General features: G+C 64.3%; 14 protein-coding genes. 7 read left to right on the top strand and 7 right to left on the bottom strand.

Annotation, left to right across the window (positions count from 1 at the left end):
- Positions 1-190: 190 nt before the first annotated feature.
- On the bottom strand, positions 191-1,432 hold the full coding sequence (locus tag IF803_RS06740; RefSeq protein ID WP_461191661.1) for an MFS transporter: 1,242 nt from the start codon (positions 1,430-1,432) through the stop codon (positions 191-193).
- A 156-nt stretch (positions 1,433-1,588) separates the two neighbouring features.
- On the opposite strand from IF803_RS06740, the gene IF803_RS06735 reads away from it, so the two are divergent.
- Together IF803_RS06735 and IF803_RS06730 are read left to right on the top strand one after the other, a co-directional pair.
- Positions 1,589-3,229, top strand: coding sequence for an amidase (locus tag IF803_RS06735; RefSeq protein ID WP_461191660.1), 1,641 nt, complete (start codon positions 1,589-1,591; stop codon positions 3,227-3,229).
- A 114-nt stretch (positions 3,230-3,343) separates the two neighbouring features.
- Positions 3,344-4,075, top strand: a complete 732-nt coding sequence (locus IF803_RS06730) for a helix-turn-helix transcriptional regulator (RefSeq protein WP_304495626.1) — start codon at positions 3,344-3,346, stop codon at positions 4,073-4,075.
- Positions 4,076-4,267: 192 nt separating this feature from the next.
- Here the strand turns inward: IF803_RS06730 and IF803_RS06725 are convergent, their stop codons facing one another.
- Genes IF803_RS06725 through IF803_RS06715 form a run of 3 tightly spaced genes read right to left on the bottom strand, consistent with a single transcriptional unit; the run spans position 4,268 to position 7,809 of the window.
- Positions 4,268-6,016, bottom strand: coding sequence for a flotillin family protein (locus IF803_RS06725; protein WP_461191659.1), 1,749 nt, complete (start codon positions 6,014-6,016; stop codon positions 4,268-4,270).
- Positions 6,017-6,019: 3 nt separating this feature from the next.
- The gene (locus IF803_RS06720) at positions 6,020-6,682 is read right to left on the bottom strand and encodes an OB-fold-containig protein (protein ID WP_461191658.1); all 663 of its coding nucleotides are present in this window, start codon (positions 6,680-6,682) and stop codon (positions 6,020-6,022) included.
- A complete protein-coding gene (locus IF803_RS06715) occupies positions 6,679-7,809 on the bottom strand; it encodes a PspA/IM30 family protein (RefSeq protein WP_461191657.1) in 1,131 nt (376 codons plus the stop codon). Before IF803_RS06715 ends, IF803_RS06720 begins: the two co-directional genes overlap by 4 nt.
- 121 nt (positions 7,810-7,930) lie before the next feature.
- Between IF803_RS06715 and IF803_RS06710 the strand changes: the two genes are divergently transcribed.
- The gene (locus IF803_RS06710) at positions 7,931-9,304 is read left to right on the top strand and encodes an Nramp family divalent metal transporter (RefSeq protein WP_461191656.1); all 1,374 of its coding nucleotides are present in this window, start codon (positions 7,931-7,933) and stop codon (positions 9,302-9,304) included.
- Here IF803_RS06710 and IF803_RS06705 read toward each other — a convergent pair.
- The 3 genes from IF803_RS06705 to hemB all read right to left on the bottom strand — a co-directional run bounded on the left by IF803_RS06705 (position 9,301) and on the right by hemB (position 12,045).
- A complete protein-coding gene (locus IF803_RS06705; RefSeq protein ID WP_028340961.1) occupies positions 9,301-10,077 on the bottom strand; it encodes an arginyltransferase in 777 nt (258 codons plus the stop codon). The genes IF803_RS06710 and IF803_RS06705 overlap by 4 nt on opposite strands.
- 86 nt (positions 10,078-10,163) lie before the next feature.
- On the bottom strand, positions 10,164-10,721 hold the full coding sequence (locus IF803_RS06700; protein ID WP_461191655.1) for an RDD family protein: 558 nt from the start codon (positions 10,719-10,721) through the stop codon (positions 10,164-10,166).
- A gap of 259 nt (positions 10,722-10,980) precedes the next feature.
- A complete protein-coding gene (hemB, locus tag IF803_RS06695; protein ID WP_461191654.1) occupies positions 10,981-12,045 on the bottom strand; it encodes a porphobilinogen synthase in 1,065 nt (354 codons plus the stop codon).
- A 197-nt stretch (positions 12,046-12,242) separates the two neighbouring features.
- Here hemB and IF803_RS06690 point away from each other — a divergent pair, with 197 nt between their 5' ends.
- The 4 genes from IF803_RS06690 (at position 12,243) to IF803_RS06675 (ending at position 14,557) form a co-directional block, all read left to right on the top strand.
- Positions 12,243-12,704, top strand: coding sequence for a DUF6163 family protein (locus tag IF803_RS06690; protein ID WP_016845013.1), 462 nt, complete (start codon positions 12,243-12,245; stop codon positions 12,702-12,704).
- A gap of 658 nt (positions 12,705-13,362) precedes the next feature.
- On the top strand, positions 13,363-13,881 hold the full coding sequence (ldtR, locus tag IF803_RS06685) for a transcriptional regulator LdtR (protein WP_028340958.1): 519 nt from the start codon (positions 13,363-13,365) through the stop codon (positions 13,879-13,881).
- Positions 13,882-14,084: 203 nt separating this feature from the next.
- Positions 14,085-14,315: a hypothetical protein gene (locus IF803_RS06680; RefSeq protein ID WP_016845011.1), complete on the top strand. Its 231-nt coding sequence runs from the start codon at positions 14,085-14,087 to the stop codon at positions 14,313-14,315.
- A gap of 20 nt (positions 14,316-14,335) precedes the next feature.
- Positions 14,336-14,557 carry a hypothetical protein gene (locus IF803_RS06675; RefSeq protein WP_016845010.1) on the top strand — a complete coding sequence of 74 codons (222 nt, stop codon included), beginning with the start codon at positions 14,336-14,338 and terminating at the stop codon, positions 14,555-14,557.
- Positions 14,558-14,726: the final 169 nt, after the last annotated feature.

The raw sequence follows: 14,726 nt of genomic DNA, 5'->3' as shown, positions 1-14,726 counted from the left end.
TCCAGCCAGCATGGTGAATCAGAAACACACTGATTTGGGAATCCCAAATCGATTCAACCTAAACCCATCCCGCTTTAGCGTCTCTCCACCGTCATTGCGAGAAGCGAAGCGACGAAGCAATCCATCTCCCCGCAAGTGGCGACATGGATTGCTTCGCTCCGCTCGCAATGACGGGATGCGATAGTCTCGCTCAGCAGCGCGCGGGTTCGCCGACCATGTCGGGCTGCCGCGTCAGCGACACCGCGGGCGACATCAAGATCACCAGCGCCTGGGCGGCGAAGATCGCGGCCGCGAGATAGAGGCAGGCTTCGGCGCCGTAGAGGCCGCCGACGATGGCGCCGAGCGCGGAGCCGAGCGGGCGCGCGCCGTAGCTCATGATGTTGATCGCCGAGACGCGGCCGAGCAGCGAGGGCGGCGTCACCGACTGCCGCAGCGTGGTGGTCGAGATCACCCATAGGATCGGGCCGACGCCGAGCAGGAAGAAGCTGAGGCCCGCGAGCAGCGGCGTCGCGATCAAGGTCGTCAGCGCCATCACGGCCGCGGCGACGAAGCCGGTGACCGGGCCGAGCCCGATCACGGTGCCGAACGCCAGCCGCTTCATCACGCGCGTTGCGAACAGCGCGCCGACCACCATGCCGACGCCGTACATCGCAAGCGTGGTGCCGACACCGGTCGCGCTGAGCCCGAGATGACGCACCGCATAGGGCACGAACACGGCGAGCAGCAGGAACGACGCCGTGTTGAAGATGAACTGGGTGATGAACACTGGTCGCAGCAAGGCGTGGTGCATCACGAAGGCTGCGCCTTCCTTGATGTCCTGCAACGGATGGCGCCGCGGGGCAGGCTGGCGCGCCGGCTCGTAGATGCCGGCGAGCAGCACGACTGCGATCGCCGACAATGCCGCGGCGAAGCCGAACGCCGGCGCGGCACCGACCCAGCCGACCAGCACGCCGCCGAGCGCGGGGCCGCTGGCGAACGCGACGGTGCGCGCGAGCTCGATGCGGGCGTTCGCCGCCGGCAATTGCTGTGACGTCACCAGCGAGGGGACCAGCGCCGGCGCAGCGACGCTATAGGCGACCGTGCCGCAGACCGCGATGAAGCCGAGCAGGGCCAGCAGCGGCAGCGTCATCAGGCCCAGCCACAAGAGCAGCAGGATCGCGGCAAGCGCGGCCGCGCGCAGCGCTTCGGACCCCGCCATCACCCAGCGCCGCGACACGCGGTCGGCGAGCAGGCCGGCGGGGATCGCAAACAGGATGAAGGGCAGCGTCAGCGCGGTCTGCAACAGGCCGGTCTGGCCTTCGCCGACGCCGAGCAGCAGCACGGCGACGATCGGCGCAGCCGCAAGCGCAATCTGTTCGGCCGACTGCGCGGCGAGGTTGGACCAGGCCAGGCGGTTGAAGGTGGCCGGCAGGCGAGGCGTATCGGCAGACATGACGGAATCCTTGATCATTCGACTGCCCATAGTGTGTGGTTGGAACAGGCCCGATCCCACCCGTTTCCCGACAACACCAAAACAAAGGCCCGCGTGGCGGGCAGCACCATTTCCGTCTCGTTCTCATCTCGATTCACCCTTTAGGGGAATTGTGACTTGGAATCGCGCGGCGTCGAATTGGCGGAAGCTGTCCGGTCGCTCACCGGCTCCACCAACGGGAGACGAGAAATCATGAGCCAAGCCTCCTACGAGAGTTTTGAAGCCCAGCCGAATCCGGAGCGTCGCCGGCTCCTGAGCATCGCCCTTGCAGGCGTCGCGGGGGCGGTCCTGCCGGCAGCATCGCGCGCGGCCGCCGCGGGGCCGTCCGAAAAGGCCGATGCCGACGACATTGCCTATCTGACGGCCGGCGAGGCGCTCGCGAGATTCAAGGCCAAGACGCTATCGCCGGTCGAACTGCTGCGGGCGCAGATCAAACAGGTCGAAGCATGGGAGCCGACGCTCAAGGCAACGACGTACACCTATTTCGACGAGGCGCTGGAACAGGCGCGAATTGCGGAGCGCAAGTACGTGCGCGGTGAAGCGGTCCGCCCGCTGGAAGGCATCACGCTTGCCATCAAGGACTATCACTCCGTCAAGGGCAAGATCACCACCTACGGCTCGCGGCTCTACAAGGATTTCGTTCCGGACCAATCCGCGCCGACTGTGGAGCGCCTTCTCGCCGCAGGGGCGATCATGCATTGCCGCACGACGACACCGGAGTTCGCGCATTCAGGTGTGACGGCGTCCTTGCTTTGGGGCGTCACGCACAACCCGTGGAACCCTGCCTATACCCCCGGCGGCTCGACCGGCGGAGGCGGCGCGGCCCTGGCCGCCGGCTACACGACCTTGTCGGACGGCACGGATGGTGGCGGGTCTATTCGCATCCCGGCCGCGATGAACGGCGTGTTCGGCTACAAGCCGCCATGGGGACGCAACCCCAACGACCGCGAGCACCCGAATGAGTGGCTGATCCATTATGGCGCACTGGCCCGCAGCGTCGGCGATTGCGGGCTGATGCAGAATGTCACTTCCGGCCAGCATCCGGCCGACATGTCGTCCCTGCGGGACAAGGTGGTCATCCCGCCGACCTTCGACGGCATCGCCGGCATGAGGATCGCGCTGTCGATGGACCTGGGCTATTTCGCGGTCGATCCTGAGGTCGAGAAGAACACACGCAATGCTGTGTCGGTCCTGCGTTCGCTCGGCGCCGTGGTCGATGAGGTCGACATCGGCTGGACCAAGGAAATCGAAGAGACATGGAACACCCGGTGGCAGGGCGTGTTCTACGCGCTGGCGGGCAGTCTTCTGACCAAGTCCCGCAACGACGTGGACCCGTACGTCATCAAGATCCTCGAAGAGGGCAAGAAGCTCGACGTCACGAAGTTCTACAACCTGAATACCGTGCGGCAGAAGATGTACGCGTCGATGTCGAAGCTCTTCGAGACCCACGACGCGCTGATCTGTCCGACCACCGCGACGACGAAGATCGTCGCAGGGCGCAGCAGCGAAGAGCCGCTCACCATCAACGGGAAGCCGGTGAACCCCTTTATCGGCTGGTTCATGACGTATCCCTTCAACCTGGTCGGCATCCTCCCGGTGATGTCCGTGCCCACCGGTTTCGATGCCGAAACAAGCGTGCCCACCGGGATGCAGATTGTCGGTCCAGCCTATGACGACCTGAGGGTGTTCCGCATCGCGTCCGCGTTCGAAGGCGCGACGCGCCCCTGGCAGCATCGGCGACCGAAGCTGGCCTCCTAGCGTGGCTTGACACAGGCGAGCCGCAGGCGGAGCATTATGGCCCATGATGAGAGATGGACCTCGATGTCTCTCCCAGCAGCGCACGCATTTCCCACCGCCGACCGCGAAGCTCTGATGGGACGCTTCGCGGCCGACCTCGAACAGGCGGGTGACCTCGAGTCCGCCCTGGATGCCTTGCATCAAGCCCTGTCGGAGCTGGGTTTTTCCTCCTTCGCCTACGGCATGGCCAGCACGCCGAGAGCGCAAGACGGCAGCTTCACGTCACCCGTCGTGAAGACGCGAGCCTTTCCAAATCGATGGGATCGGCACTGGAGCCACCTTTGCGATCCCTACTACCGGTTCTGCTTCACGACAACCTTGCCCCTGAAGTGGATCGACGTACAAGCCCATGAACGCCTGAGCACTGGCGAGCGGGCGTGCGTGGACCACCTGAACGACAAGAACCTGCACTACGGAATCACGATTCCGATGCACATGCCGAACGGGTCATTTGCGTTCGTCAGCGCGATTTCGGAAAGCGCGACGAAGTACGAGACCGGTTCTTCACCGACGGTTGTCAATGGGCTGTTCGCACTGTGTCATCAATTCCAGAACACCTCTCTCCGGAGATGGTTGTGGAACCAAGCCGCCGACACCAAGGCCTGGCTCAGCGCGCGTGAGAAGGAGTGCCTGTCCCTCGCCGCGCAAGGGAAGACCTCGGATGACATTGCCCTGATCCTCGGTTTGTCCTGCGAGACCGTACGTTCTCACATGAAGCGTGCGATCGCGCACCTCAACGCGTCGAACAGGCCGCATGCGATAGCGAAGGCGATCCAGCTTCGGCTCATCGACATGCCATTCGCCTAGAACAACTTGTTCAACCTACGGCGGACATGCACGGGCAAGAATGCGCCCATGCTCAGGCGCCATCTGTGGGAACATCACGCCCTGAGGCGGCAACAGGATCGCATCTGTCGATGCGATCCAACCTCCACCGCAAAGCGGGAGAGGTGAAGTGCGTTTGCCATCAGACTCATTCAGCCCAACACCTCGGCGCTTTTATTGCGGCGTGGGCGCGAGCTGGCCGGTGATGGTGCCGACCAGTGTTGCAGGACGGCTGTCCTCGCCGTTTGCAGACGACGGGGCGACCTCGGCCTTGTGCTGCGCCAGCGCGCTGGTCAGGCTGGTGAGTGCGTCGGCTCCGGCCGGGAAGCCTGCCTCCGAGAGGATCTTGTCGATCATCGGCTTGAACGCCGAGACCGACAGCAGCTGCGCGGCGAGGCCGTCGCCGAGCCCGAGGCCGCCATTGCCGTTGGCGTGGCCGTTGGCGCCGCCGCGGCCGAGCATGCTGCCGGTGTCGAAGATCCGGATGTCGGAGATCTTCTCGATCGGCTTCACCGCCTCGGCGAGCGCGCTCGGGATCACGTTGATCCGCGCGAGGTTGAGATCGTAGGCGATCATGTCGGCGCTCAGTCTGTTGCGCGCCTCCGCCTTCATCGTCGCGACCTCGGCTTCGGCCTGGCCGAGCGCCTTGACGCCGGCGGCGCGGGTGGTGGCGGCGGCCGCATCGGCCTTGGCGAGCACGTTGGTGGCTTCCGCCTTGTTGGCTGCGGCCTGGCGCTCGGCCTCGGCCATCACCGTGATCGGCATCGCGTCGGTCTCGGCCGCCTTGCGCGCCGCGATCACGTTGATGATCTTGTCGCGCTCGGCGATCTCGGTGGCGCGGGCGGTGGTGACCTTTTCCTCGGCGGCGATCGCGACCGCGCGCGCGGTCTCGGCGATGGTCTGGGCCTCCGACTGCTCCTTGCTCTTGGCTGCGACCGCGATGGCGCTTTCCTGCGCCACGATCTGAAGGTCGCGCTCCATCTCGGTGTTGCGGCGCTTGACCGCAAGATCGGCTTCGATCTTGCGGGTGTCGCGGGCCTGGTTGGCCTCGGTCTGCTTGTTGGCGACCGCGAGCTCCTGCTGGATGCGGTATTCGGCCTCGTTCTGCAACGCGGTCTGCTCGACCTGCGCCGTTTGCGCGCGCATCGCGGCGGTCTTGTTGGCGATGTCGCGCTGCTGGGCGAGCTCGGCCTCGCGCTTGGTGCTTTCGATTGTCAGCGTGGTCTGCCGCGCTACCAGGTCCTGCTGGGCGATGTTGACCTCGGTGGTGCGGACGATCTGGTTGCGCTCCTGCTCACGCTCCTTGGTGATCTTGGTCAGCGTGGTCAGGCCATGCGCGTCGAAGAAATTGCTCGGGTTGAAGTGCTTGATGTCGCTCTGGTCGAGCTTCGTCAGCGACACCGATTCAAGCTCGAGACCGTTATTCTGGATGTCGGCGCCGACCGCGTCCTGCACCGCCTTGACGAAGGTGGCGCGCTGCTCCTGCAATTCCTCGAGGTTCATCGTCGCGGCGACCGAGCGCAGGCCGTCGACGAACTTGGCCTCGACCAGCTCGCGCAGCTCGGCCGCGTCATTGGTGCGGTTGCCGAGCGTCTGCGCGGCGAGCGCGATCGACGACGAGTCGGGTTTGACGCGCAGATAGAACTCGGCGCCGATATCGACGCGCATGCGGTCCTTGGTGATCAGCGAGTCCGGGCCGCCGCGCGCGACCTCGAGCCGCAGCGTCTTCAGGTTCACCGCCGCGGTGGAGTGGAAGATCGGCAGCACGAGCGAGCCGCCGTCGAGCACCACCTTCTGGCCGCCGAGGCCGGTGCGGACATAGGCCTCATCGCGCGTCGAGCGCTTGTAGAGCTTTGCGAACAAGAGACCGATAACGAGGATGACGATGACGCCAATAACGACGGGTACAGCAAGTTCCCACATGTGTTATGCCCTGTTGGAAGACGGTTGTTGTTCGACGAGGTCGGCTGGAGCGGCAATCGCGATGAAGCCCTTGGCATCGCGATCGACCAGCAGCACGCTGGCGCCGACCGGCAATGCCCCGGACTCCGCGCTGGCACGCGCCGACACGGTGTGCCAGTTGCCGAAGACATCCTTGAGACGGACCCTGCCGGGCAGGCCCTGATCGAGCGGGCCGACCGACACGGTTGCGACCTTGCCGACAAAGTCGCTGTCGTTGACCGCATAGCTCTCGTCGCGCGGAATGACGCGGGCGAGGCCGCGGCTGGTATTTCTGATCACGGGGATGCTGCCTGCGGCAGCAACCACCGCGGCAAGCGAGACCGGGATGGCGGTGCCTGCGGCATGCGCCAGTCCCTGAAGCAGGAAGCCTCCGATCGAGAAGATGCCGAGGATCAGGATGATCAGGATCAGGAGGGGAAGCCGCCCGGCGTTGATCCAGAGAAACAGGCCACTGAGAGCGTTGTGGCTCTCGGCCTCGACCGCGAAATCCTTGCCGATGAGTTCGCTGATCGAAAGTCCGATCATGGTGCTCAGCAATTCGATACCGCCAAGTGCCACCATGATCGCAGCCGCGACCGCGAAGGGCCGCACGTCGGGGGCGAGCAGAATGTCGCCAACTGCACTCATTTTTCTGACTTGATCCTTTCAAGCCGCGCCGCGATTTCCTTTTCGCGATGCAGGCGATCGAGTTCGTCAAGCTCCTTGTCGCCGAGCACGCTGGAGGCGGGAACACCGGTGACCCGGGCGATCGCCGCCATGGCGCGCTCAGCACTCAATGTATTGGTCGCGGATGGGCCCCGGCTGGTTTCGTCCTGGGCCTCGCGGATCAGGCTTTGCTCCAGATCGGCCAGGCGCGTCTCCGCCTCGCGGCGCGCGCCGAGCATGGCCTGCAGCGCCTTGGTCTGCTCGTCGATTTCGAGCTCGATGAAATCCATCGCGCGTTCCAGCGCGATCACCTGCGACTCCAGATCAATTTGCCGTGCGACGCCGGCGCGCGCGAGATCCTCGCGATTTTCCGCAAGTGCGAGACGAATCTTCTCGTTCAGACCAGTCGTTTCGGTATCCAGTTCTTCGCGCCGCTTCTTCAAACGGAATTCTTCGGCGCGCGACTTGCCGAGCGCATAGCGCGCCTCGTCGGCGCCGGCGTCGATCTCGCGGATCGCCTGTTTGACCAGCGCGACCTTGTTGTTGTTCTCGACATTGTCGATGGTCTGGCTCGCGATGGCGGCAAGAAGCCGGCCCATGCGCGCAAGGATGCCTTCGTGAAGCATGGTCTTCTCCTCCGGTGGTGCTGATTTCGATTTGACGGCGATGTGGATTTCGTAGCCGCGTCCATCCGAGATCAAATGCGCCGGGAAGGGGCTTTCCCAGCCCGAGACATATCCCGGCACGTCGAACGGCACCAAGACGCGTCCGCTGACAGTGCTAATGGTCAGTGAAGTTGGGCCCTTGATCGCGAACAACTTGTCGTCGAGCGGTATCCGGCGGACGGCGGCGCCCGCGATGTAATTGGCGCGGTCGCGCAGGCCGAGCGTCACCAGCCGTGCGGGCAGGCCGGTCTCCTTGCGGATCTTCTCGTAGGCCTGGGCGTGCAGCGAGACCAGGTTGGCGCCGACGGGGGCGACCTCGGCGAGGATCGCCATCATCCGGTCATAGGCCGCAAAGGTCGCCTCGATCGCCTCGATGCCCGAAGGGTCAGGGGCGAGGGCGTAGCGCAGCGTTGCGGTGGGCGTCTCGACGGGCAGCTTGATCATGTATCTAACGTAAAGCACTTCCTCAGTGCTTTACAAGCTGGGAGACTGATATCATTTTCGTGAGTCTAGATGCAGTTGCAAATGAGTTGCAATAACGGGAGAGATCGGCCATCCTTGGCGGATGGATGCTCGGACCCCTGAACTCTCTTCCGTTTCCGTTCCCAATGCCGTGCCAGGCGGCTGGCGGGGCGATGCCGGACATGTGCGCAGCCTGCCGGAAGTGAACGCGACCGTCGCGGTGCCGTCAGGCGGCCTGTGGTGGCGGCGGCTGCTGGCGTTTGCCGGGCCGGGCTATCTGGTTTCGGTCGGCTATATGGACCCCGGCAACTGGGCCACCGACCTCGCGGGCGGATCGAAGTTTGGCTACACGTTACTGTCGGTCATCCTGCTCTCCAACCTGATGGCGATCCTGCTGCAGGCGCTAGCAGCAAGGCTTGGCATCGCCACCGACCGCGATCTCGCCCAGGCCTGCCGCGCGACCTATTCGCGGCCGGTGAACCTGCTGCTGTGGCTCGCCTGCGAGGCCGCGATCATCGCCTGCGACCTCGCCGAGGTGATCGGCACCGCGATCGCGCTCAAGCTGCTGTTCGGCATTCCCCTGATCGGCGGCGCGCTGCTGGCGGCGCTCGATGCATTCCTGCTGCTGCTTCTGATGAACCGCGGCTTCCGCTTCCTCGAGGCCTTCGTCATCGCGCTCCTGATCGTCATCGCGGTCTGCTTCGTCGTCCAGATCGCCGCCGCCGCGCCGCCGGTTGCCGCCGTGATCCGCGGCTTCGTGCCGTCGCGCGAGATCGTCACCAATCCGGAGATGCTCTACATCGCGATCGGCATCATCGGCGCCACCGTGATGCCGCATAATCTCTATCTGCACTCCTCGATCGTGCAGACCCGCGCCTATCCGCGCACCGAGGAGGGGCGGCGCGACGCGATCAAGTGGGCGACCACCGATTCCACCATCGCGCTGATGCTGGCGCTGTTCGTCAATGCCGCGATCCTGGTGCTGGCGGCCGCGACCTTCCACAAGAGCGGCCACTCCGATGTCGCCGAGATCGACCAGGCGTTCGAGCTGCTGTCGCCGCTGCTTGGCCTGGGCATCGCCTCGACGCTGTTTGCCGTGGCGCTGCTGGCGTCCGGCCTCAACTCGACGGTAACGGCGACGCTGGCCGGCCAGATCGTGATGCAGGGCTTTCTCGATCTGCGGCTGCCCGACTGGCTGCAGCGGCTGGTGACCCGCGGCATCGCGATCGTCCCTGTCATCGTGGTCGCCGCGCTCTATGGCGAGAGCGGTACGGCGCAGCTGCTGGTGTTCAGCCAGGTCGTGCTGTCGATGCAGCTGCCGTTCGCGGTGATCCCGCTGGTGCGCTTCGTATCCGACAAGCGCAAGATGGGCGCATTTGCGATTTCGCGCCCCGTCGCGGTGGCGGCTTGGATCGTCGCCGGGCTGATCGTGATCCTGAACGTGAAGCTGCTGATCGATACGTTCTTCGGCAGCTAGTCCTGCGGCTCGGCGAGCACCTCGCCTGAGGCGTCGACGCGCAGCCAGCCCGACGGCGCGAGCCGCTGCTGCGGCAGGAAGCGGCCCTTGTAGTCCATCTTCTTGGAGCCCTCGATCCAGTACCCGAGATAGACGTAGGGCAGGCCCTGCCGGCGGGCGCGGGCGATGTGATCGAGGATCATGAAGGTACCGAGCGAGCGGGCCTCCAGCCCGGGCTCGAAGAACGAATAGACCATCGACAGCCCGTCGCTGAGCACGTCGGTCAGCGCCACCGCCATCAGCTCGTCGCCGCGGCCGGTGATCGCGCTGTCGGCATTGCGCTTGCGGTACTCGATGATCCGGGTCTCGACATGGCTGTCCTCGACCATCATGGCGTAGTCGAGCACGGTCATGTCGGCCATCCCGCCGTTGCGGTGGCGGCGGTCGAGATAGGCGCGGAAGACCGAATATTGCTCCGAGGTCGGCACCGCGGTGCGCTGCTCGCCGATGACGTCGGCGTTGCGGGCCAGCACTTTGCGGAAGTTGCGGGAGGGACGGAATTCGTTGGCGATCACCCGGACCGAGACGCAAGCCCGGCACTGGTCGCAGGCCGGGCGGTAGGCGATCGACTGGCTGCGGCGGAAGCCGCCATGGGTCAGCAAGTCGTTGAGATCGCCCGCTTTGTCGCCGACCAGGTGCGTGAAAACCTTCCGCTCGTGGCGGCCCGGCAAATACGGGCAGGGCGAGGGCGCCGTCAAATAGAACTGGGGAGTATCACGCGAATGCTGGGTCACGTCAGATCGTCGGGCTCCACAAACAATACAGGCAGCCGAGTAAGCATCGCCCCCCTGAGGCTAACGGTCAATTGGTTTAGGCGGGCCTAATAGGAGGCCCGCGCGGCCGGGGCGACCGGGGTCCGGACCGAGCTGTTGATAATGACGGTTCCGAGGATGATGTCATGCAGCAGCCGGCGGCGGCCGTTGAGCAGCCCAACCAGAAGCACCAGCGGCGACAGGAACGAGATCGTCACCCAGAACAGCACCGCATGGGTGGCGCCGAGCACGAAATAGCCGCGCGCGCCGTACCAGGTCCGCAGTTCCAGATCCATCATGCGCATGCCAATGGTGGCCGAGTGCTGCCCGCCGATCGAGGCGCCGTAATAGACGATCGCCCAGACAATCGAGGCCGGCGAGACCAGCCAGAACAGCGCCCAGCCGAGACCGAGCGTGACGAGGCCGAACACCGCGATGAAAATCACCGCGAGGATCACCGGCACCGACAGCACGAACAGGTCGATCAGGAATGCAAACACGCGCCGCGTCAGCACGCCGCGGAACAGGTCCGGCTGCATCAACGGATCGAACGCATGCGGGGGAACGCCGCCGTCGTTGCGCCAGGCCTCATTGCGCCAGGTGCCGCCGTCATTGCCGTAGGACATGACCAACCTCCGATGAAAGTCCCGCGCAGGAGATGGGAACAGGAGGCGCGTTCGCCAAGCCTGCGCGAACATTAACTAGCCGAAATATTCCGGCGATTCGGCGGCTGAATTGAGCGGTTCTACCTCCACGCCGTCATTGCGAGCGGAGCGAAGCAACGCATTGCTGAGCTCGCGGCGGCATGGATTGCTTCGTCGCTTCAGTGCAAAATTGCTTTGCAATTTTGTCGCGAGCTCTCCGCAATGACGGCGGAGGAAACTATCAGCTCTCCGCCTTGATCTTTTCGGCGGCCTTCGGCGCGAAATAGGTGAGGATGCCGTCGGCGCCGGCGCGCTTGAAGCCGACCAGGCTCTCCATCATCGCGCGCTCGCCGTCGATCCAGCCATTGGCGGCGGCGCCCGCGATCATCGCGTACTCGCCGGACACCTGGTACACGAAGGTCGGCATCGCGAAATGGTCCTTCACGCGGCGGACGATGTCGAGATAGGGCATGCCCGGCTTCACCATCACCATGTCGGCGCCCTCGGCGATGTCGAGCTCGACCTCGCGCAGCGCCTCGTCGGAATTGGCGCTGTCCATCTGGTAGGTGCGCTTGTCGCCGGTCAGCGTCTTGGCCGAGCCGATTGCGTCGCGGAACGGCCCATAGAAGGCGGAGGCGTATTTCGCCGCATAGGACATGATCTGCACGTCGCCGAAGCCGTTGTCATCGAGCGCCTCGCGGATCGCACCGATCCGGCCATCCATCATGTCCGACGGCGCGATCACGTCGCAGCCGGCCTCGGCCTGGGTCAGCGCCTGCTTCACCAGCACCGCGACGGTCTCGTCGTTGAGGATCTTGCCGTCCTCGATCAGCCCGTCATGGCCGTGGCTGGTGAAGGGATCGAGCGCGACGTCGCACAGCACGCCGATGTCGGGAAACTCCTTCTTGATCGCGCGCACCGCCTGGCAGACCAGATTGTCGGGATTGAGCGCCTCCGAGCCGTGCTCGTCGCGCAGCGAGGGCTCGGTGAACGGGAACAGCGCGGTGCAGGGAATGTTGAGCTTTGCCGCGCGCTCGGCGTCGCGGACGATCTGGTCGACGGTGAGCCGGTCGACGCCGGGCATCGAGGCCACCGGCGTGCGGGTGTTGTGGCCATCGACCACGAACATCGGCCAGATCAGGTCATCGGTGGTCAGCACGTTTTCGCGCACCAGGCGGCGGGCCCATTCCGACTTGCGATTGCGCCGCATCCGGATCGTGAGGTCGAGCGAGGGGGAGGCGAGGGCATCCGTCTGGCGCCGCGGCGCATCGCGCAGTTCGATGGGGCGCCCGAATTTGATCGCCATGTCTTCTTCTCCTCGACGGACGGCAGTTCTGGACCTGATATAAGTCCAGTTCTAGCACCTGTCAGGGGCGCCGTCATTGCGCCGCTATTGCATCCTTGGCGCCCTTGATTTGCCGCAACGGCAATTGATTTTGCGTCCCCGGCGGGCCAAGACTGCGCCCATGAACCCCATTTTGCAGCCGCTATGCGGCGATTCGGATGTCTGACACCTCTGCACGCGATCAGGCGCGGGACAATGCCATCTCGGTGAGCGCGATCTCGTCCGACCGGATCGAGCCGGACGACAATGCGTGGACGCGGCGCCTCGTCATCTTCCTGCGCATCATGGCCGTCGTCTCGGTCGCCAAGGGCCTCTATCACTGGGCCCAGGTGACCGGCTTCGTCGGCGGCGAGGAGGAGGCCTTCGAAAACCAGTCGATGGCCTGGCAGACCGCCACGATCTATTTCGCCGTCATCGAGCTCGTCGCCGCCGTCGGGCTCTGGCTCGCGACGCCCTGGGGCGCCGTGGTGTGGCTGACCACCGTGGTGTCGATGGCGGTCATCGAGCTGATGTTTCCCGGCATCTATGGCGGCAGTCTCACGGTGGTCGGGCTCGAGGCCTTGATGCTCGCGGCCTATCTCGCGCTGGCCTGGATGTCGGCGCGCGAACGCCCGCCATAGGCCGGCGTGCGGCGATGGCCTGATGCACTGTTGCCCCGTGGCGACAGGGCCATGAATAGCTGGCCGCAGCCGGCAAAATTTGGCAGCGGTGCGCGCAACGAGAAGACAGCATCGCTGGTTCTGATAGGTGGGTGCCGACAGATCGCATCCGTTTGAGACAACCCGTTCCGGGACCGTCTCTACGGGACCTGCCGTCGGGACCCATTTCACCGGATCTCGGCGCGTGTGCCGGCCGGCTTTGCGCGGGCCGACGGCGGAACCGGTCTGGCCCCCGGATCAGCTCCGCTTGCGCGCATCGCGTGCACGTCCCGCCGCTGCACGCCGATAAAATTTTCAAAGAATTTTCCGGTAACCGATCGGTCACCGTAAAGGGTTCCCTCATACCCGTTACGCCACCGTTTCGAATTCAGACGATGCTGTTTCCGAATGTGACAGGGCAGGCAGACGAAGCGTGAACAAGGCTCTGCCACCGTCAATGAAAAGTTGCGAAAAGCCTTTGATCCATGGGCTTAATCCACGATTCACTGTCTTAAATTCATGATCTCTTTATTCTCTTATTTAAGCGGATATTCAAACGGCCCCCTTACGTTGGACCTATCAGGCGGGACACAAGTTTCGTCGAATAAAGTCGATAAAAACGACAAACAGGGGAAGTGTCATGATGAAAGCCGTTGCGACAACGGCGGCGAATGCCGCTGATCGCGCTGCCGATCAAGCTCCGGTGCAGCCGCTCTATCTCGAAGCCCTGACTTTGGTGGAGCGGCTGCATCGCCGGCTCCTCGACGTCATCAAGGACGAATTCGATCGTCGCGGCCGCGCCGACATCAACTCGGTGCAGGCGCTGCTCCTGTACAACATCGGCGACAAGGAACTGACCGCCGGCGAGCTGCGCACCCGCGGCTACTATCTCGGCTCCAACGTCTCCTACAATCTGAAGAAGCTCGTCGAGCTCGGCTTCCTCGATCATCAGCGCTCGCGCGTCGATCGCCGTTCGGTCCGCATCCGCCTGACCCCGCAGGGCCAGGAAGTCCGCAAGATCGTCGATGCGCTCTATCAGAAGCACGTCAAGACGGTGGAGCAGGTCGGCGGCATCTCGAACGAGGAGTTCGCGAGCCTCAACAAGTCGCTGCATCGCCTCGAGCGCTTCTGGACCGACCAGATCCTGTATCGCCTCTAAGCCTTCCTGTTTTCGCCTGATGGCCAAGCCGGCCGCTCGAGAAGACCGGCAGCCTTCCTCCAGTTCAACCTTGCTCCAGTCAACGCATCGGTCATGCCCGGCCGGTGCGTTTTTCATGCTGCACCTGCGAAAATAAATGAGCCCCGGCGAGGAACCAAGGCATTCCCTGCGGCTTATCCGTTAGCCAACGGAGAGGCAGGGATATGTTGCTCGAACGCGGGATTGAGGTGCTGAACGTCGAGGTCGTCGGTGACGCCTACGCGATCGCCTCGAACTATCTGCGCAAATCCGGTGCCATTCCCGACAATTTCGCCACCAATGAGCGCCTGCTCGGCATCATCGTGAAGCTGTTCCAGCGCGGCGAGATGAACCGCCTCCGCCTCGCCAACAAGGCGATCGCGAAGTTCGAGGCCGAGACGCTGGTGGTCGCCTGAGCGTCAACCCGGAGACTTCAATGGAAGCCGCTATCGATCGGATCATGCAGACGTATGATCTGCTGCTCAACCGCACGCCCGCTGCAAGCGACGAAGCGCGCGCGAAGGTGACGGAGTACGTGCAGACGCTGTTCGACGCCGGCGAGCGCGATCCGCATCGGTTGACGGTGTGCGGGCTGACCTATCTGCGCCAGCTCGACGGCAGCACCGACCATGTCAAGGCCGGGTATACCGGGCTGTAAGGCCGGCGCGGCTTCGCAGTCTGGTTCAACTGTCAAACAGCTGTTCGGTGTCATCACCCGCGAAAGCGGGTGATCCAGTATTTCAGAGGCCGCGGTGATTGAGCCGAGAGGCCGCGGCGTACTGGATCGCCAACCTGGCTATGACGGTGCGGGTTCCTCACACACGATC

The sequence above is a fragment of the Bradyrhizobium sp. UFLA06-06 genome (assembly GCF_054820065.1).
Note: the sequence above shows the minus strand (reverse complement) of the source record. Positions and strands in the feature narration are given on the sequence as shown.